Genomic DNA, 18202 nt, shown 5'->3' on the forward strand with positions numbered 1-18202 from the left:
GCGAGCAAATGGCGTCGAGCTTGAAGCGATCGGCTTGATTTCAAGGACTTGCGGCGCGCGGCTATGACGGCTGGCGCGAAATGGCGTGGGGCGTCGTTCTGCCGTCATCTTGGACGAAGGCTCGCTGGCGAGCCGCAGATCCGGGACCCAGGCGGCGGCGTTCAGCGGGGGCGATGACGGGCAAGAGCTGACGTCTGGATCCCGGATAGCCCTGCGGGCTTCCGGGATGACGGAAGGGGCGTTACCCCGCCAGCGTCTCGATCAGTTCGCCCATGTTCTTGATGAAGACCTGGGTCGAGACGCATTCGACCGGATAGTCGGTGGTGTAGGGCGAGGTGTCCCACAGGTCGCCGACGCGGGTGGTCTGATACTCGCCGCCGGTCACCGCCGCCGGGGCCTCGCCGATATAGGGGTTGGAGGTCGTGGTCAGGGGCGAGGGCCAGTAGCCGCGCGCGTTCAGGCCGGCGACCAGTTCGGCGGCGCGGCCCGGTGCGGGCTTGGCCAGGCGACGGGCGTCCGACGACATGTCCCAGACGTCCACGTCCTGAAGCGTGAAGTATTTGGGCAGGTGCAGCGTGCCGGGGCGGGCCTTCAGCGGCGAGTTGCGGCTGACGTCTTCCGGCGATTTCGCGGCCAGTTCCTCGTACTCGCGACGCAGTCCGGCGGTGTCGACGTTGCGGAACGAGCCGTAGTGGACGATCAGATTGTTCGGGTTCGTGTCGGCGTAATACTGGCCGTTGGTGATGTTGGACCCGCGTCGGTGAATATAGACCGGGGTGTTCGAGCCTTCGAGGATGAAGGTCGGGTGGGTGCGGCCCGGCGCGATCAGGTTCTGCGGCGTCTTGACCTGATCCAGCCAGTCCAGGGCCTCGGGCAGGCGGGCGATGTATTTGCGGTCGCCGGTCAGGCGATAGAAGCCCAGCATCGACTTGATGTTCGTGCCGGTGGTGTGGGTGGCGAAGGCTTGCGGCTCGATGGTGCGGGCGCCGGCCGGTTTTAGCGTGTCGGGGAAGTGCTGCAGGCCCCAGGCCGGTTGCGGCAGCGGCTGCTGGGTCTTTACGAAGATGTCCATGCCGCGCTGGATGGCGTCCAGCAGGCGCGGGTCGCCCCGGCCGTTCGTCGCCAGGCCGTGATAGGCGTAGAGCAGGAACTCCAGGTTCTCGCCCGCCACGTCGTCGTTGAAGGTGATGTAGGGGGTATAGTCGGCGTGGCCGTGGATGCCGCCGTTCTCGACGAAGGGATAGCGCTGGGGCCAGCCGCCGTTCGGATACTGGGCGTCGAGGACGAACTGGATCGCCTTGTCCAGGGGGGCGCGATACTTGCGCTCTCGCTTCTCCAGATAGACCCGCAGCAGCAGTTGCGAGGCCTCGGCCGTGCCGGCGTCGTCGAACGTCGCGTTGCCGTAGTAGCGGTGGTATTCCTCCATCCGCCAGGCGTTGTGGCCATAGGTGGCGTACCAGCGCTTCAGCGAATCCTCGCCCGCCGTGTCGATGACGTAGTTCCAGCCGCCGGCCGGATGCTGGCCGCGCACCAGGGCGTCGGCGGCGGACTTGGCGGCCTCATAGAACTGCTCGTCGCCGGTGGCGTGATAGGCGTCGAGGTAGAGATGGCCCACGGTCGCCGTGCCGGGGGGCTGGACCCAGATGATGGTCGGCGAGGCTTCCAGTTCGCCCCAACGGCGCGAGAAGTCGGGCAGGACGTTCCAGACATAGCCGCCCTCGACGGCGGCCTCGTCGGTCATGAACCGGGCGGCGCGCTTCATCGTGGCCAGGACGGCGGCGCGGTCGGGCGCGGCCTGCATGACGGTCTTGGCCAGGGCGGGGGCGGAGGCGGCCGTGAAGGTCGCGGCGGCGCCGGCCGCCAGCAGGGCGCGGCGGTTCATGGATATTGCGGACATGGGGTCTTCCTCGGATGGGTCGCCTCGCAGCTCTGACGGCTGCTTGCAGTGGCGAAGCTAATCACGATTGACACCGGTTTCCTAGTGTCGAGGCGCGGCTGAAATCGCGTTGGATTTCACGAAACCGTCAGCGGCGGATGTCGAAGCCGCCGTCGCCCATGGCCGCGCGCACCTCGGCGGCGGTGAACAGGTTGAAGTCGCCGGGGACCGAGTGTTTCAGGCCGGCGGCGGCCAGACCGAAGTCGAGCGATTCCTGATCCGACCAGCCGCTCCACAGGCCGAACAGCACGCCCGAGGCGAAGGCGTCGCCGCCGCCGACGCGATCCACGACGCCGGTCATATGCAGGGCGTCGGCTGAGGTCTCGATCACGCCGCCATCCGGGCCGCGCGTCAGCATGACGGCCGACAGGGCCTGATCCGCCACGCTTTCCTGAACCCGCAGGGTGCAGGCGATGCGTTGCAGGCGGGGGAAGGCTTTGAACGCTGCGGCGGCGGCCAGGCGGCGGCGCGCATTGGGATCGGCGTCCTCGAATTTCGTCGTCAGCACCAGGGCGAAGTCGCGGTCGTCGGCGAAGGCGATCTCGGCGCCGGCCAGCATCCTGCCCAGGGTGGCGGGCGGATCGCCGGCCCATTGCTCCCACAGCTTGCCGCGGAAGTTGCCGTCGTAGCTGACGCGCACGCCGTTGCGCACGGCGGCCTCGACCAGTTCGACGGCCGCGCGCGAGCCGTTCGGCCCGGTGGCGGGGGTGACGCCGGAAACGTGCAGCCACTCATAGTCGTCCAGCAAGGCGTCCCAGTCGAAGGCGTCGGCGACGCGCTCGACGAAGGCCGAACCGGCGCGGTCGTAGAGGACTTCCGACGGACGGCGAACGGCGCCCGGCGTCAGGAAATAGAGGCCCATGCGGCCGGGCGAGAAGACGATGGGCGCGGTGTCCACGCCGTAGCGCCGCACTTCGTCGCGTGCGGCCTGACCCAGGGCGTTGTCGGGCAGCACCGTGGCCATCGCCGCGGGCGCGCCGAAGCGGGCCAGGGCGACGGCGACATTGGCCTCGGCCCCGCCCGGACGCGCGGTCAGGGCAGGGGATTGAAGCAGCAACTCGTTCTGGTTCGGACTGAACCGCAGCAGCATCTCGCCGAAGCAGAGGATACGACCATTCCTGGAGCCAATGCTCGCGACGCGGTCGCTCGCGGCTTGAGGCCCGTTCGCTGCTTGCTGATCTTGGCTCATGGTCTGGACGCTAGCGCGGGATCAGCGCGCCAGCCAGCCGCCGTCGACCGGCAGGGTGATGCCCTGAACATAGTCGCTGGCCGAGCTGGACAGGAAGACAGCGGCGCCGCCGATGTCCGACGGATCGCCCCAACGCCCGGCCGGGATGCGGCCCAGGATCTCCTTGGAACGCACCGGGTCGTCCTGCAGCGCCTGGGTGTTGTCCGTGGCGAAGTAGCCCGGCGCGATGGCGTTGGCGTTGATGCCATGCTTGGCCCACTCGTTGGCCATCAGCTTGGTCAGGCCCGCCACGCCGGACTTCGACGCGGTATAGGACGGCACACGGATGCCGCCCTGATAGGACAGCATGGAGGCGGTGTTGATGATCTTGCCGCCGCGTTGGTCGGCGATCATCCGCTTGGCCGTGGCCTGGCTGAGGAAGAAGAGGACCTTGAGGTTGACGTTCATGACGTCGTCCCAGTCCTGCTCGGTGAAGTCCACGGCGTCATTGCGGCGGATGATGCCGGCGTTGTTCACCAGGATGTCGACGGGGCCGAGGGCGGCGGTCGCCTCGTCCAGAATCCGCTCGACCGGTTCGATCGAAGTCAGGTCAGCCTGGATGGAGACGGCCTTGCGGCCCTTGGCCAGCGCCTTGCCGACCGTGTCGTCCGACGCGCGACGGGCGACCGACGCGACGTCGGCGCCCGCAGCAGCCAGGGCCAGGGCGATGCCTTGACCCAGACCCGTGTTGCCGCCGGTGACCAGCGCGACCTTGCCGGTCAGATCGAACGGATTGCTCATGGCGTGGACATTTCCTCTAGATGTCATTCGGCGCCGAGATTGGACCCGGCTTGTCTGTGTAGGAAACCGGTGTCATATACCGGCGTAGATGGCTAGGCCATAGCTGAAAACATCTCTGGACCGCTCACGCTGCCTCGTCGCATCTGGGGCGTCCGAAATTCGCCGACAGTCGGCAGCAGACTGTCTTCTCCCGAGAGGAAACCCAATGAAAATCGCGCTCATCATCGAAAACAGCCAGGCTGCGAAGAGCGAGGCGGTGCACGCCGCCCTGACCGCCGTCGCAGAACCCCTGGGCCATCAAGTCTTCCACTATGGAATGTATGCGCCAGAGGACAAGGCTTCGCTGACCTACGTCATGAACGGGCTTCTGGCGGGCATCCTGCTGAACTCGGGCGCCGCCGATTTCGTCGTCACGGGCTGCGGCACCGGCATGGGCTCCATGCTGGCCTCCAACTCCATGCCCGGCGTCTTCTGCGGCCTGGTCATCGATCCCACCGACGCCTTCCTATTCGGCCAGATCAACGACGGCAACGCCATCTCCATGCCCTACGCCAAGGGCTTCGGCTGGGCGGCCGAGTTGAACCTTCAGGACGTCTATCGCAAGCTGTTCGAGGGCGAGCGGGGTCTGGGCTATCCGCGTGAACGCGCTGAGATCATGCGCAAGAACCGCGGCATCTTGAAGGATCTGAAGGCCGTCACCTGCAACGACATGCTGACCGTCCTGAAGTCCATCGACCAGGATCTGCTCAAGGCGACCGTGGCCGGCGAAAAGTTCCAGGAATACTTCTTCGCCAACGCCACCGACGAGGGCATTCGCGAGTATCTCAAGGGCGTCGTCAGCGCGTAATCCGCGCTCGAAACGGCTTAAGAAACAGGCGGTCGGCGCGCAGCGCCGACCGCCTTTGTCGTTGCAAACCGGATCAATATCCCAAGGGCACGGCCGAGTTGCGCACCACCAGAGCGGGGCGGACTTCGGGCTGTTCCAGCTTGGCGGGATCGACGCCGCGCATGGGGGCCAGCAGCTTCTCGGCGGCCATCCGACCCATCTCGCGGATGGGCAGGCGGACGGATGTCAGATTGGGCCAGACGCGCGCCGCCATGGGCAGGTCGTCGAAGCCGACCACCGACAGGTCGCGGGGCAACTCCATGCCGCGTTCGCGCGCCGCCTGCATCACGCCCAGCGCCATGTCGTCGTTCAGGGTGAAGATCGCGGTCGGCGGTTCGGGCAGGGACAGCAGGGCGTGGCCGGCCTCGACGCCCGATTCGAACGTATAGGCGCCTTGCCGATCATAGGCGGGCGGCAGGACGATGCCGCGTTCTGCCAGGGCGTCGATAAAGCCCTGACCGCGCACGGCGGACGACCGGAAGGAGGCCAGGCCGCGCACCAGGGCGATGCGGCGATGGCCGAGGTCGGCGAGATGCCGTGCGGCTTCCGCGGCGCCGATCCAGTCGTTGGTCACGACCATGTTCTGCGGTTCGTCCAGCGCCAGCGAGGCGATGCGGACATAGGGGCAGTCCAGTTCCCGCAGCAGTTCGATCACCGTTTCGTCCTCGGACACTGACGGCGGCATGATGACGCCGAACAGGCGCTGGCGTTCGACGAAGCCGCGGATGTCCTTGAGCAGGGTGGGGGAGTTGCGGCTGCAGGGGTGGACCACCAGTTCAAGGCCCGAGCCCTTTAGCGAGTCCAGCACGCCCTGCTGCATGTTGACGATATAGGTCGGGCTGGGCTGGTCGTAGATCAGGCCGACCAGGAAGGAGCGTCGGAAGGCCAGGCCGCGCGCCTGCGGATCCGGAATGAAGCCCAGTTCGTCGATCGCCGCCTGGACGCGCTCACGCGTATCCTCGCGCACGAAGGGCGATTGGTTGATGACGCGCGAAACGGTCTTCTTGGAGACCTCCGCCACGCGGGCGACGTCGTTGATGGTGGCGCGCTTGCCCGATTTCGCCGGCCGCGAATCGTCTTCCGACAAAGGCGTTCCCTCTCGTGCTCGTGTTGGACCATAAGGCATAGCCCCGCCGGGCGCCGCGCGCCATGGGGTGTTTTCAAGGCGGATTGACACCGGTTTCCTAAGCCCCCCATTATCCGGCGTTTTCCAATGGGGCGTCATTTGACCGACCTGACCATTCCTTCGGAGCGCCGCGCATGACGGCGGCTCCTGACCACACGCCGAGCGCGGATCGGGCCGTCGCCGAGGCCTTCGTGAGCGCGCGCCTCGCCGCGCGCGCCGTGCCTGATTATCCGGGCGACCTTCCCCAGCAATTGGCCCGCGCCTACGCCATTCAGGACGCGGCGATCGCCCTGTACCCGGATCGGGTCGTGGGCTGGAAGGTCGGCGGCGTGCCGCCCGCACAGCAGCCGGCCCTGGGCATCCACCGTCTGGCCGGCGCCATCTTCGCCGGCAACGTCTGGACCACAGGCGATGCGCCGACGCCGCTGCCTGCCATCGAGGGCGGCTTCGCGGCCGTCGAGGCCGAGTTCATCGCCCGTATCGGCGTCGACATGGACCCCGCCAAGACCGACTGGACCATCGAGGAAGCCGCCGATCAGATCGACGTCGTCTTCATCGGCGTGGAACTGGCGGGCAGCCCGTTGTCGGCCATCAACGAATTGGGTTCGGCCGTTGTGGCCTCGGATTTCGGCAATAACGGCGGCCTGGTGATCGGCCCGGAGCTGACCTACTGGCGCGACCGGCTGGACGCCATTCAGGTCGAGACCGTCATCGACGGCGTCAGCGTCGGTCGGGGCGGCTCGACCTCCCTGGCCGGCGGCGCGCTGGAATCGGTGCGCTTCCTGCTGGAGCACTGCGCCCGCTGGGGCCGACCGCTGACGGCAGGGACCCTGGTGTCGACCGGCGCCGTGACCGGCGTTCATCGCGTCTATGCCGGCAGCCAATCGACGTGCGTTTTCGAAGGCGTGGGAGAAATCCGCTGCACGGTGGTGAAGGCTGCGCCGCAGCAATCGCCGGGCTAGTCATCAATACAGCGCGAACTCGTCCGCCGTTCAGAGCGGCCAAGAAGACGGGGCGCGCCGAGGAAATCAAGGGAATGGGTTCGCATCATGAGAGACGCTTCGACCGCACCTGACGAGAGGGCGCCGATCACCGTATTGGCGCCCCCGCAAGGCAAATACCGCTGGCTGATCATGTGGCTGCTGTTCGCGGCCATGGTCATCAACTACGTCGACCGGCAGATGATCGGCGTGCTGAAGCCGACCCTGTCGGCCGAGTTCGGCTGGTCCGAGACGGACTATGCCGACATCGTCTTCTGGTTCCAGGCCTCCTACGCCGTGGCCTATCTGTGCTTCGGCCGGATCATGGACAAGGTCGGCGCGCGCTGGGGCTTCGGCGCCGCCTTCTTCATCTGGCAGATCGGCCACATGATGCACGGCGCGGCGCGCGACCTGTCGCACTTCATCATGGCGCGCGTGGTCCTGGGCGTCGGCGAGGCCGGCGGCTTCCCCGGCGGCATCAAGGCCGTGGCCGAGTGGTTCCCCAAGAAGGAACGCGCCCTGGCGACCGGCCTGTTCAACGCGGGCACCAATATCGGCGCCATCGTCACCCCGTTGCTGGTGCCCTTCCTGGTGCTGACCTTCGGCTGGCAGATGACCTTTGTCATCACCGGCCTGATGGGGCTGGTCTGGCTGCCGATCTGGCTGCTGGTCTATCGCCGTCCGCGTGAGCAGAAGAAGGTCACGGCGGCCGAACTGGCCTGGATCGAGCAGGACCCGGCCGATCCGGCCGAGAAGATCGGCTGGAAGAAGCTGCTGACGGTCAAGGAGACCTGGGCCTATGCGGGCGGCAAGTTCCTGATCGATCCGATCTGGTGGATGTTCCTGTTCTGGCTGCCCGACTTCCTGGGCAAGCGTTACGGCCTGGACCTCAAGACCTTTGGTCCGCCGCTGGTGGCCATCTACCTGCTGTCGGACGTGGGTTCGGTCGGCGGCGGCTGGCTGTCGTCGCGGCTGATGCATCGCGGCATGAGCCTGAACCGGGCGCGCAAGACCACCATGCTGATCTGCGCCCTGTGCGCGGTGCCGGTGGCCTTCGCCGCCTTCGCCTCCAACGTATGGCTGGCGGTGCTGATCATCGGCCTGGCCACGGCGGCCCACCAGGGCTTCTCGGCCAACCTCTACGCCTTCCCCGGCGACGTCTTCCCGCGCTCGGCGGTGGGCTCGGTCGTGGGCATCGGCGGCATGCTGGGCGGTATCGGCGGCATGATCATGGCCAAGTACGCCGGCTTCGTGCTGGACAAGATCGGCACCTACACCCCGATCTTCGTGGTCGCGGGTTCGGCCTATCTGGTGGCCCTGTTGGTCATCCACCTGATCTCGCCGAGATACGAGTTGGCCAAGGTCTGATGACCTGAGGCCGACAGGGGGCGCTCGTCCGAGGGGGCGGGCGCCCTTCTTCAATTCCAGCAGGAGGCGGGAATGGACGTGAACCGACGCGGTTTGCTGATCATGGGGGCGGCGGCCCCGGCTCTGGCGGCGGGTCTGCCCGCAGCATCGGCGGTGCGGGTGCAGACCGTGGCGCCGCCCGATCCGACCGAGATGGTCCGGCTGTGGCCGAACGGCGCGCCGGGCGGCGAGGGGGTGACGGTGGTTCCCATCGTGCCCGAGCGGTCGACCGATCCCGCCTATCGCGATCGTTACGCCCAGTACACGACCGATCCGATCATGACGGTGATGCGGCCCGAGCGCCCGAACGGCTCGGCCATGCTGCTGATCCCCGGCGGCGGCTATCGCTGGTCGGTGCTGGACAAGGAGGGCTTCGACGTGGCGCGGGTCTTCGCCGCCAGCGGCACGACCTGCTTCGTTCTGCGCTATCGCCTGCCGGCTGACGGATGGGCGGCGGGGCCGGACGCGCCGCTGCAGGACGCGCAGAGGGCGATCCGCCTGATCCGCAGCCGGGCGGCCGAGTTCGGCGTCCGGCCCGACCGGATCGCGGTGCTGGGCGCTTCGGCGGGCGGGCATCTGGCCGGGCTGGCCAGCGCGCGGACGGACGGGGCCTATGCGCCGGTCGATGCGGCGGACGAGGTGTCGCTGCGGCCCGATCTGACGGTGTTGATGTATCCGGTGGCGACCATGGCCGATCCCCATGCGCACGCCGGTTCGCGCGACCACCTGCTGGGGGCTTCGCCCTCGGTCGAGCAGGTCGCCGCCTATTCGCTGGAGCGGATGAACTGGACCGGGGCGGCGCCGGTCTTCCTGCTGCACGCGATGGACGACGCCTCGGTCCCGGTCGAGAACAGCCTGCAACTGCTCACCGCGCTGAAGGCGGCGTCGGTGAAGACCGAGGCCCACCTGTTCCAGGAGGGCGGTCACGGCTTCGGCATGCGTCTGATCCAGGGGCGGCCGGCTCAGGTCTGGCCCGAACTGGCGCGCGCCTGGGCCGCCCGTGTGGACTTCCCCCTCTAGGTCCCCGGCTGGATGTAGGGGATGGCCGAGAAGAAGGCCCGCTCGTCGCCGCGCGGGTCGTGGGCCATCCTTGGGTTCACGTCGAACAGCAGGGTCTGGCGCGTCGGCAGCTCATAGCGATCCCAGCGCGGCAGGCCCGCATGGTTGGGATCGCCGTGGCGGGCGAGGGCGATGAAGGCGTCGCTCATCCGATCCGCAACGGTCTGCGCGCCTGGGCCGCTCGAGCGCGAACCTGGCGCGTTCACGTTATCGAACACCAGGGGAATGTCGGCGGTGTGGAAGGCCCCCTTGCGGCCCGACGCGGTCGTGCCGGGGAGGTCCAATTGATAGACCCAGGCGGGGGCGCCCGCCTTGGCCCTTTCCTCGGCCTCGATCACCGCGCCGCGCCATGAACGACCGGCGGTGGTGGCGGCGATCAGGACCTGATCCGGCGACCAGTCGGGGTGCATCCGGCGATAGCCTTCGATGACGGCTTCCGGCGTGATGTCGATGCGCATGACGCCGGGCGTCAGGCGCGTGGTCAGCGTCTCCCACGTCAGGCCGAGGTTGCGCGGATCGTCGCCCATGAAGCCCAGGGTTTCCTCGCGCGCATTGCCGATGATCATCGGAATGCTCAGGCCCTGCGGCGCGGCGTCGGGATAGAAGGGGTGGCGGGGCAGGCTGCGGAAATCCAGCACCGGCCCGAAATAGAGCCCGCCATAGCCGAGGATCGGGTCCTCGACCGTCTGCGCTTCCAGCAGCCGTTCGACGGGCAGGGTTACGGCTTCGGCGGCGCGATCCGGTGTCAGGCCCATCGCCTTCAGCCAGGCGGTCGCCCGCGTCGTGGCGTTGATCGGGCCGGAGGCCGTGACCTGCTGGCCGCTCATGGTCGCGGCGCGGTGGAACAGGCCTTTCGCGGCGGGCATGGCCATCAGGGTGGCGGTCTTGGCCCCGCCGCCCGACTGGCCGAACAGCATGACGCGGTCGGGATCGCCGCCGAAGGCCGCGATATTGTCGCGCACCCAGCGCAGGGCCAGGATCAGATCCAACTGGCCGACGTTGCCCGAGTCCTCGAACCCCGGCGTCAGCCGCGCCAGATAGGCGTAGCCCAGGGCGTTCAGCCGGTGGTTCAGCGTCACCACCACCACGTCGCCGCGCGTGGACAGACGTGTCCCGTCATAGAGGGGATCAGACCCCGATCCCGACGAATAGGCGCCGCCGTGGATATAGACCATGACCGGGCGACGTCCCGCGTCGAGGCCCGGCGTCCAGACGTTGAGGAACAGGCAGTCCTCGCTCTGGTTCGGCTCGGCCCCGCGCTGGGGGGTGGCGGCGCCGTAGTCGAAGGCGGGGGCGGCGTCGCGCCAGGGCGTCGGCGGCTGGGGCGCCTGGAAGCGGCGCGTCGGCGCGCCATAGCGGACGCCCTTGAAGACGCTGATCCCGTCCTGGCGCCGACCGACGACCGGGCCGGCGGTCGTCGTCACGCGCGGGGCCGAGGCTGGACGCGTCAGGCCCGGCTTAGGGATGGCGGCGGCGGCCAGGCCCGCGAGGACGGCGGATCGGCGTGTCAGCATGAGAGCCTCGTGGTGGGCGCAAAACCGAAAGAAACCGGTGTCATGACTTCAACAACGAAAATGACCGGGGTTCCAGCGCCTGATGCGAGAAGGCGGCCGCGCGCACGGCGCCGTTGAAATAGTTCAGGCGATTGAAGCGGCATCCGATCGACGATGCCCCCGGGCCCTGGGGCTGGAACGCCAGCGGGGCCTCGCCCTGCAGCACGCCGTCGACGTAGCTGCGATACATATGTCCGTCGTAGGTCTGGGCGACATGGGCCCACTCGCCGACGGGGTGGAGCTTGTCCGGGAAAATCAGGGTGACGTTGTAGCCCGGCCCCTTGGTGAAGGCGTCCAGGCACCATTGGCGACCATAGACCCGGATCTCGAACAGGAACCGTGTGCCGGGCCATTGTTCGGCGCCGGTCGCGGGCGGCGCTTCCTGAAGGTGGAACCAGCGTTGCTCATGCGCGCCGCCGTCGGGGCGGAACAGGGCTTCGAACGTGAAGCGTTCGGCGCCGGCCAGAGGGTGGTTGTCGATGAGCAGGGCGTCGTCGACGCCGTCGAACTGGACGGCGCGGCCGAAGGGCGAATCCGTCAGTTGCGGAGCGCCTTCCACCGTGGTGGCGTGGCCGCCTATGGCCGTCAGCCGGTCGAAGGTCCAGACGTCCGCCCGGGACGCCGTCGCGCCGCCTCGGGGCAGGGAACTGCAACCGGCGGTCGCCAGCGCCAGACCGCCGGCCAGGGCCGCGCGCCGGTCCATCATCCCCGTCTCGTTGAAGGCGTTCGACATTGACCTGATCCCCTGACAGCGGCGGTTGAGAGGACGGCCCCCCCGTCGAGACGCCCCGCGCCCCCGCGAGGCGCGTTCGCTATGCTGAGAAGCAATCGTGGGCGCCGTCAAGCCGCAGGCGCGACCGCTCTGATCCAAGAGCGAAAGGAAATGCGGTTCCTCCGCGCCGGGCGGGCGACTTTTACCCCCCTACGGAGGCGCGCCGAGCCCAGACCATGCCGGAGTTTCGCGGTTTGGCGGATCGACCGGTCAGAGCGCGTTCCTGCCTGGCGGCGACCGTCAGGTCGTCCCGCAAGTCGTCGAGTTGCCTTGCGCGGATCTCGGGCGCGTGGACCCTTGCGACGAAATTCTGTCCGGCGCGGGCCATCGCCACACGACGCTCGGGGTCGTCGATCAAGGCCGACATGGCGGCGGCCAGGGCCGGACCGCGGGGCGGGTCGACATAGACGGCGTGCGGTCCGCTGGCTTCGCGCAGCCCGCCTCGACCGGATGAAATCAGCGCGGCGCCCGCCGCATGGGCTTCCAGGGCGGTCAGGCCCATCGCCTCCGCGACCAGGGAGGGCGTCACCGCGATCGCGGCCCGTTTCGTCATCGCCATGACCTCGGGGAGCGAGGCCGAGCGATGAATCTCCACCCGGTCGCCGAAGCGCGCCAGGGTCTCGATGTGGGGTCGGGCCCAGGTTTCGTGGCGCTCCCAGTCGCCGAGCATCAGAGCGCCGCGCCAATCGGGCCGCTGGTCCAGAACGGACGCCAGCGCTTCGCAGAAATGAGCCAGGCCCTTCTCCTGCATGGCTCGGCCCGAAAACAGGATCAGCTTTTCGCGCTGGCCGGGGTCCGCGCGCCACGTCTCGACGTCGATCGGATTGCACACCACCGAGACGCGATCGGAGAAGGCGGGATAGTCGACCGCGAATTCGGCATGGGCGGCCTGACTGACGAAGACCAGCCGATTGAACCGCCGCAGCCGCGCGGCGTAGCGCAGGCGGTTGATCAGGCCGCGCGACGGCTTCATCCGGGTGTGTCGATACAGGACGTGGGTCTTGCCGGGAAACCGGCGGGCCAGGCTCGCTGAGGATTCGAGTTGCTGATGATATTCGACATAGTCCGGATCATAGTCCCGCAGGATCGCCGCCACCGCGTCGGCGCGCGCGGTCTTGCTCAGGCCGGCCGGCACGGTGAGCAGATCGAAGGCGGCGGGAACCTCGGCGCCCGCGTCGCAGATGATCTTGATCGCGCCCTGGAGGCGACTCGACTCGGACAGGGTCCGCACGACCGTCTCCATGGAGTTGGCCTTGTCACGGCACATCACGCAGCCGCGGGGCATGACGACGGCGATACGCATGGTCAAGCGACCTCCAGGACGGCGGGGGATGTTTGCGGCGCGCGCGGCCCGTTCAGGCCCAGCAGACGGCGAACCTTGAACTGGGTCCGTATCCAGCCTTCAGCGGGCGAGCGGCGGATGCCCTTCACGTCGATGAAGGTCACGTCGCCGGCGCCGGAAAAGGTATGCAGTCCGTCGCCGTGGTCCGGCAGCAGTCCTTCGGGAGCCAGACGGGCCGCCCGGCTGGCGCTGAACCGCTGCGGCGTCAGTTCGTCGATGCGCAGCACCTCGACGGCCGCGCCGTAGGTGGCGGAGCAATCCTGCACGGGCAGATGCAGCGCCCCGTCATGTTCGAAGGCCGTTCCGCCCGGGCGCGACGTTTCGAAGCCGCTCAGCACCGGTGACGACGGGTGCGGCGTCCAGGGGCCCTTCAGGGCGTCGGCCCAGGCGACGTGCAGTTCGCGCATGGCGCGGTCGTCGGGGCCGGGCAGGGCGTAGAACATCCACCACCGTCCGCCGTGCTGAACCACGGTCGCGTCGATCGCCGGCGCGTCGAGCAACCGTTCGACCGGCTCCCACTGGTCCGGGAAGCGGACGCAGCGATAGAGCGTCAGGGCTCCGCTCTTGTAGCCCTCGGGCAGCATGTAGAGCTCGCCGTCGTCCTCGATCAGGCTGGGATAGGAGAGGTGGAACGGCTCCGCCAGGGCCACGCCCCGGTCCACCAGACGGTCGTCGAGATCGTACTGGTAGTAGTGAATTTCGCCGCGCCGGACGCGGTAGTCGAACGCCTCGACGAAGATCGTCAGAAGGCCGTCGCGCTGGATGCCGAACGGATCGGCGATGAACTGAAAGGTCGACTCGCAGGGCGGAAGCCAGGTCGCCTCGCCGGGCGTCACGCCGCCGCGGTCCAGCACGCTGGCCTGCGAACGCCGAACGAAACCGACCCGCCAAATATCGTACATTGCGACGCCCCACCGGCCGCATGACACCGGCCTCATGGGGAAGACGGCGCCGTTACCGTCTTGCCTCAGGGAAAATGTGCGGCATTAGTCATTTCTGTGGTGAATTCTCGGCACATGACTTCAGGCGGCGGCCATGCCGATCCTTGCGCCAGCGGCGCTCCGGCCTGTCCGACAGGGCATCGGCTGGTCGTGACCTATTTTGAGCAGAAAGAGGCGTTGGCGCGGCTGTTCCGCGCCCGGCTGGGCCCCTCGGGCGAGATCGAGGATCTGATGCAGGACCTGTATCTCAAGGTGGCCGGACTGGATTCGGCGATGGAGGTGCGCGACTGCCGCGCCTTCCTGTATCGCCTGGCCTCCAATCTCATGATGGATCGCTGGCGTTCGGGCCGGTCGTCGGCGGCGCGAGACGGGGCCTGGCGTCTGGCCAACCATGCGACCGGCGTCGGCGAGGATATCGCCGACACCCCGTCCGCCGAGGCCGTGGTCGCGGGACGAGAGCGGCTGGCGGCGCTGATGGCCGCCCTGACCCATCTTCCGCCGAAGACCCAGACGGTCTTTCGCCTGCACAAGTTCGACGGCCTCAGCTACGCGGAGGTCGCCGCCCGCCTGGAGATCTCGCGCAGCTCCGTGGAGAAGCACATGATGGACGCCTTGCGGGTCCTGTCGGCGAGGGTTCAGCGATGAGCGGTCGTTATCACGCGCCTTGGAACGATGGTCGTGGAGGTGAACGGCCTTCGGCGCCGTCTAGACATCTGAGGCCGGGCCGTCCGGCGGGGGTCGGGGTTCCGAACGCATGACTCTGCTGCCCTCCACGCATGATCAGGCGCTCCATTGGTTCGCCCGCCTCAGAGACGACGACGCCCTCGAGTCTGACTGGCTTGCATTTCAGGACTGGCTCGAGGGCGATGACGCGCATCGCCACGCCTATGACGCGCTGGAGCGGATGTGGGTCGATCTGGAACCGGGCGTCGGCGCGGACGCCGCCAATGACGACGCGCCCGTTCCGCTTGATGCGGCGCAACCGGTCCAACGGCGTTTCGCCCGGCGTCCATGGCTGTTTCCGTCGGTCGCGGCGGCGGCTGTCGTCGTCCTGACGGTCGGTCTGTGGCCGCTGCTGGACCAGACGCCCGCGGCCCAGGTCTATCGCACAGAGACGGCGCCCCGGACCCTGACGCTCGCGGACGGCTCCGTCATTCACATGAACCGGCGTTCGGAACTGAGCGTCCGCATGGCCCGCAACGAACGGTCGGTGACCCTGGCCGACGGCGAGGCGGCGTTTGACGTCGCCCACGACCCGGCCCGCCCCTTTGTGATCTCGGCGGGGCATCACGACGTCCGCGTCCTGGGCACCGCCTTCAACGTGCTGAACCACGACGATCGGTTCGCGGTCAGCGTGGACCGGGGCGTGGTCGCCGTCTCCTCGACGACGGATCGGAAAGCCGTACGGCTAACCGCCGGTCAGAAAATCGATCAGATCGGGGCGGCTGACCCGGTCCGGTCCCGCGTCGATCCCGGCGATGCCTCGACCTGGCGTCAGGGGATTCTGATCTATCGCGACGCCGCGCTGACGACCGTCGCGGACGACCTGTCGCGCTATTTCGACAAGCCGGTCACCGTGGCGCCGTCGGCTCGATCCCTGCATTTCACCGGCGCCCTGCAAGTCGGCGATGAGGCCGGGATGCTCGGCCAGTTGCAGGACTTCGTCCCGATAGCCGTAGCCCGGACACCGCACGAAGTGCGTATGGCCGCGCGTGAAGCGAGCTGACTTTCGCCGCCGCCGTCAGAGGGATGTCCGCCCGGCCTTCGGGCCGTTTCTGATCATCGCCCTGGCGTCCCTGGCCTCTCCGCCTACGGCAGAGGCGGGGCAGGCGCGCGCCTACGACCTCCACATTCCTCGCCAAAGGGTCGAGGCCGCGCTTCTGGACCTGGCCCTGCAGACGCGGACTTCGCTCGGCGGCGATATCACGGCCTGTCGGGGAAGCGCGCCCGCCCTGGACGGCCGTATGGAGCTCGATGCGGCCTTGACCCGGCTGCTGGCCGGATCGGGCTGCCGTCATGTGATCCGCAGGGACGGCGCCGTGCTGATCCGCCGCCTCCCGCCGGCGACGCCCGCCGCAACTCCGCCCGCGCCGCACCGCGTAGCCGAGGCGCCTGCGCCGGAGGCCGTGCAGGTGAGCGACGTCATCGTGACCGCGGGGCGCCGTCCTGAAGCACCCCAACGCGCGCCGACGGCCGTCACGGCGATCTCGGCCAGCCAGATCAGCGGCGGCAGCGTCCAGGACCTGAACGATATCAAGTATCTGGTGGCCGGGATGACCGTGACCAACCTGGGCTCGGGTCGCAACAAGATCCTGCTGCGCGGGATGTCTGACGGCGCCTTCACCGGTCTGACCCAGTCGACGGTGGCGCTGTATCTGGACTTCGTCCCCATCACCTACAATGCGCCCGACCCGGACCTGAAACTGATCGACGTCGACCGCGTCGAAATCCTGCGGGGGCCCCAGGGCACGCTCTACGGGACCGGTCCGATCGGCGGCGTGGTCCGCACCATCACCCGGCGGCCCGACCTGGACCGGTACGCTCTGGACCTGTCGTTGACCCAGTCGCACACCCGCTCCGGCGGCGATAACAGCGATTACGCCGTCACCGGCAACCTGCCTCTTTTCGGCGGCCGGGCGGGGGTCAGGGGATCGCTCTACCAGGAGACCTACAGCGGCTATATCAACGACGTCAGCCTGAACCTGCACCGGGTGAACGACGGCTCGCGGCGGGGCGGTCGTCTCGCGGCGACGGCCCGGTTGAGCGACGACTGGTCCCTGACCGCCGGCGTAGTTCATCAGTCGATCGACACCGAAGACACCCACTATGTCTACCGCGTGCTGGGCGGGCTGCGTCGGGCCAACCTGGTGCGCGAGCCCCACGCCAACGATTTCAGCGAAGCCTATGCGACCCTCTCCGGCGAAGGCGACTGGGGGCGGCTGGACGCGTCGATCGCAGCGGTGAGCCACAGGTTCCAAAGCCGCTATGACGCCTCGTCCGCGCTTCGCGCCTTCGGCTCGGGGGCGCGGGTCGGGGCGCTGGACGAGGGCCGGGACATCGGACTGGTCGTGGGCGAGGCGACCCTGTCGTCGCCGGATACCGAGCGGCTGCGCTGGCTGGCCGGCGGCTTCTTCTCCGTAAACTCGACGGTGTCGAACACGACCATGTCGGCGCTGCGGCCGGTTCGCGCGGTAGTCTACGCCGAGGACCGCGACGACCAGATGAACGAGGTCGCCGTGTTCGGCGAGGCGTCGCTGGAGCTCACGCCGGATCTGACCCTGGTGGGCGGCGCCCGCTACCATCGCTCGCGCCGCGAAACCGTTTCCGACGTGGTCCAGCAGGAGGAAAGCCGTTTCTTCCGGGGGGCGGCCGATGCGTCGGGCCTGTCGCCCAAGCTGGCCCTAGCCTATCGTGTCGACGACGCGCTGAACATGTATGTCCAGGTCAGCCAGGGCCACCGGACCGGCGGCTTCAACACGGCGGGGCCGCTTTCACAGACCTTCTCCGGGGCGGTCGGCGTTCCGGCGCGCGAATACCGCGCCGACACCCTGTGGAACTACGAAGCCGGGGCCAAGGCGACGCTGTGGGACGGCCGTCTCCACACGCGGGTTGCGATCTACATGGCGCGTTGGCGCGACATGCAAAGCGACCAGTTCCTGCCCAGCGGTCTGGCCTATGTCGTCAATGTCGGCGACGGGGCCAACAGGGGACTGGAATTCGAAACGGCCTGGCGTCCTACGGAAGGGCTGGAGATCCGCGCCAATGCGCTGTTCGCGAATCCGGAAATCACCCGTCCGAGCGCCAGTTTCAACTCGCGGGGCGACGCTGGTCTGCCGGGCGTGCCCAAGACGTCCGCCAACCTCACGGCCGTCTATCGTCGCCCGATCTGGCGCGACATCGGCGTCTTCGCCGAGGGCCACCTGGCCTATGTCGGCCCCTCGCGTCTGACCTTCGACGCGGAGAAACGCAACCGCATGGGCGACTATGTGACGGGGCGCGTGTCCGCCGGATTTGAAGCCGAACGCTGGGCCGTCACGGCCTTCGTCGACAACCCGTTCGACACCGAGGCGAACACCTTTTCGTTCGGCGATCCGTTCCGACTGCCCGAGGCCCTGGCCAGTACGCCGCTGCGGCCGCTGACGGCTGGAATCACGTTGAAATGGTTCGCCGAATAGGCGTCTGCAGGCCGGGCCTCATGGTCGGAAGGGACGGAAGACTGGGGGAGGGCGGC

General features: G+C 68.2%; 15 protein-coding genes. 7 read left to right on the forward strand and 8 right to left on the reverse strand.

What is annotated here, in order from left to right; genetic code table 11:
• Window positions 1-241 precede the first annotated feature (241 nt).
• From AC1DJ5_RS12505 to kduD, 3 genes are all read right to left on the reverse strand, one after another.
• Window positions 242-1897: a pectate lyase gene (locus AC1DJ5_RS12505; protein ID WP_477020811.1), complete on the reverse strand. Its 1656-nt coding sequence runs from the start codon at window positions 1895-1897 to the stop codon at window positions 242-244.
• 127 nt (window positions 1898-2024) lie between these two features.
• A complete protein-coding gene (locus AC1DJ5_RS12510; protein WP_477020812.1) occupies window positions 2025-3125 on the reverse strand; it encodes a PfkB family carbohydrate kinase in 1101 nt (366 codons plus the stop codon).
• Between the two features lie 21 nt (window positions 3126-3146).
• Window positions 3147-3905, reverse strand: a complete 759-nt coding sequence (kduD, locus tag AC1DJ5_RS12515) for a 2-dehydro-3-deoxy-D-gluconate 5-dehydrogenase KduD (protein ID WP_477020813.1) — start codon at window positions 3903-3905, stop codon at window positions 3147-3149.
• A 205-nt stretch (window positions 3906-4110) separates the two neighbouring features.
• On the opposite strand from kduD, the gene AC1DJ5_RS12520 reads away from it, so the two are divergent.
• On the forward strand, window positions 4111-4752 hold the full coding sequence (locus tag AC1DJ5_RS12520) for an RpiB/LacA/LacB family sugar-phosphate isomerase (RefSeq protein WP_477020814.1): 642 nt from the start codon (window positions 4111-4113) through the stop codon (window positions 4750-4752).
• Window positions 4753-4825: 73 nt separating this feature from the next.
• On the opposite strand, the gene AC1DJ5_RS12525 is transcribed toward AC1DJ5_RS12520, so the two are convergent.
• Complete coding sequence (locus tag AC1DJ5_RS12525; RefSeq protein ID WP_441454978.1) at window positions 4826-5917, reverse strand: LacI family DNA-binding transcriptional regulator; 1092 nt, start codon at window positions 5915-5917, stop codon at window positions 4826-4828.
• Between the two features lie 134 nt (window positions 5918-6051).
• Between AC1DJ5_RS12525 and AC1DJ5_RS12530 the strand changes: the two genes are divergently transcribed.
• From AC1DJ5_RS12530 to AC1DJ5_RS12540, 3 genes are all read left to right on the forward strand, one after another.
• Window positions 6052-6879 (forward strand): 2-keto-4-pentenoate hydratase, encoded by an 828-nt coding sequence (locus AC1DJ5_RS12530; RefSeq protein WP_477020815.1) that lies wholly within the window; start codon window positions 6052-6054, stop codon window positions 6877-6879.
• Window positions 6880-7050: 171 nt separating this feature from the next.
• Complete coding sequence (locus tag AC1DJ5_RS12535; protein WP_477020854.1) at window positions 7051-8265, forward strand: MFS transporter; 1215 nt, start codon at window positions 7051-7053, stop codon at window positions 8263-8265.
• Window positions 8266-8337: 72 nt separating this feature from the next.
• Window positions 8338-9324 carry an alpha/beta hydrolase gene (locus tag AC1DJ5_RS12540; RefSeq protein WP_477020816.1) on the forward strand — a complete coding sequence of 329 codons (987 nt, stop codon included), beginning with the start codon at window positions 8338-8340 and terminating at the stop codon, window positions 9322-9324.
• Here the strand turns inward: AC1DJ5_RS12540 and AC1DJ5_RS12545 are convergent.
• From AC1DJ5_RS12545 to AC1DJ5_RS12560, 4 genes are all read right to left on the reverse strand, one after another.
• Entirely contained in the window at window positions 9321-10877 is a 1557-nt protein-coding gene (locus AC1DJ5_RS12545; protein WP_477020817.1) for a carboxylesterase/lipase family protein, read from the reverse strand. The two genes, AC1DJ5_RS12540 and AC1DJ5_RS12545, sit on opposite strands and share 4 nt — an antisense overlap.
• Before the next feature lie 40 nt (window positions 10878-10917).
• Window positions 10918-11649: a LamG domain-containing protein gene (locus tag AC1DJ5_RS12550; RefSeq protein ID WP_477020818.1), complete on the reverse strand. Its 732-nt coding sequence runs from the start codon at window positions 11647-11649 to the stop codon at window positions 10918-10920.
• 181 nt (window positions 11650-11830) lie between these two features.
• A complete protein-coding gene (locus AC1DJ5_RS12555) occupies window positions 11831-12991 on the reverse strand; it encodes a glycosyltransferase family 4 protein (protein ID WP_477020819.1) in 1161 nt (386 codons plus the stop codon).
• Window positions 12992-12993: 2 nt separating this feature from the next.
• The gene (locus AC1DJ5_RS12560) at window positions 12994-13932 is read right to left on the reverse strand and encodes a glucosamine inositolphosphorylceramide transferase family protein (RefSeq protein WP_477020820.1); all 939 of its coding nucleotides are present in this window, start codon (window positions 13930-13932) and stop codon (window positions 12994-12996) included.
• Between the two features lie 114 nt (window positions 13933-14046).
• Here AC1DJ5_RS12560 and AC1DJ5_RS12565 point away from each other — a divergent pair, with 114 nt between their 5' ends.
• From AC1DJ5_RS12565 to AC1DJ5_RS12575, 3 genes are all read left to right on the forward strand, one after another.
• Window positions 14047-14616, forward strand: coding sequence for an RNA polymerase sigma factor (locus tag AC1DJ5_RS12565; protein ID WP_477020821.1), 570 nt, complete (start codon window positions 14047-14049; stop codon window positions 14614-14616).
• A gap of 109 nt (window positions 14617-14725) precedes the next feature.
• Window positions 14726-15697 (forward strand): FecR family protein, encoded by a 972-nt coding sequence (locus tag AC1DJ5_RS12570; protein ID WP_477020822.1) that lies wholly within the window; start codon window positions 14726-14728, stop codon window positions 15695-15697.
• On the forward strand, window positions 15684-18146 hold the full coding sequence (locus AC1DJ5_RS12575) for a TonB-dependent receptor (RefSeq protein ID WP_477020823.1): 2463 nt from the start codon (window positions 15684-15686) through the stop codon (window positions 18144-18146). Before AC1DJ5_RS12570 ends, AC1DJ5_RS12575 begins: the two co-directional genes overlap by 14 nt.
• The last annotated feature ends 56 nt before the right edge of the window (window positions 18147-18202 follow it).

Source organism: Brevundimonas sp. 01N35 (assembly GCF_056399785.1).

Coding starts and splice junctions, on each gene's coding strand:
- AC1DJ5_RS12570 (WP_477020822.1), top strand. CDS start 14,726: ATGACTCTGCTGCCCTCCACGCATGATCAGGCGCTCCATTGGTTCGCC.
- AC1DJ5_RS12530 (WP_477020815.1), top strand. CDS start 6,052: ATGACGGCGGCTCCTGACCACACGCCGAGCGCGGATCGGGCCGTCGCC.
- AC1DJ5_RS12545 (WP_477020817.1), bottom strand. CDS start 10,877: ATGCTGACACGCCGATCCGCCGTCCTCGCGGGCCTGGCCGCCGCCGCC.
- AC1DJ5_RS12535 (WP_477020854.1), top strand. CDS start 7,051: ATGTGGCTGCTGTTCGCGGCCATGGTCATCAACTACGTCGACCGGCAG.
- AC1DJ5_RS12565 (WP_477020821.1), top strand. CDS start 14,047: ATGACTTCAGGCGGCGGCCATGCCGATCCTTGCGCCAGCGGCGCTCCG.
- AC1DJ5_RS12505 (WP_477020811.1), bottom strand. CDS start 1,897: ATGTCCGCAATATCCATGAACCGCCGCGCCCTGCTGGCGGCCGGCGCC.
- AC1DJ5_RS12560 (WP_477020820.1), bottom strand. CDS start 13,932: ATGTACGATATTTGGCGGGTCGGTTTCGTTCGGCGTTCGCAGGCCAGC.
- AC1DJ5_RS12555 (WP_477020819.1), bottom strand. CDS start 12,991: ATGCGTATCGCCGTCGTCATGCCCCGCGGCTGCGTGATGTGCCGTGAC.
- AC1DJ5_RS12550 (WP_477020818.1), bottom strand. CDS start 11,649: ATGTCGAACGCCTTCAACGAGACGGGGATGATGGACCGGCGCGCGGCC.
- AC1DJ5_RS12525 (WP_441454978.1), bottom strand. CDS start 5,917: ATGCCTTATGGTCCAACACGAGCACGAGAGGGAACGCCTTTGTCGGAA.
- AC1DJ5_RS12540 (WP_477020816.1), top strand. CDS start 8,338: ATGGACGTGAACCGACGCGGTTTGCTGATCATGGGGGCGGCGGCCCCG.
- kduD (WP_477020813.1), bottom strand. CDS start 3,905: ATGAGCAATCCGTTCGATCTGACCGGCAAGGTCGCGCTGGTCACCGGC.
- AC1DJ5_RS12510 (WP_477020812.1), bottom strand. CDS start 3,125: ATGAGCCAAGATCAGCAAGCAGCGAACGGGCCTCAAGCCGCGAGCGAC.
- AC1DJ5_RS12520 (WP_477020814.1), top strand. CDS start 4,111: ATGAAAATCGCGCTCATCATCGAAAACAGCCAGGCTGCGAAGAGCGAG.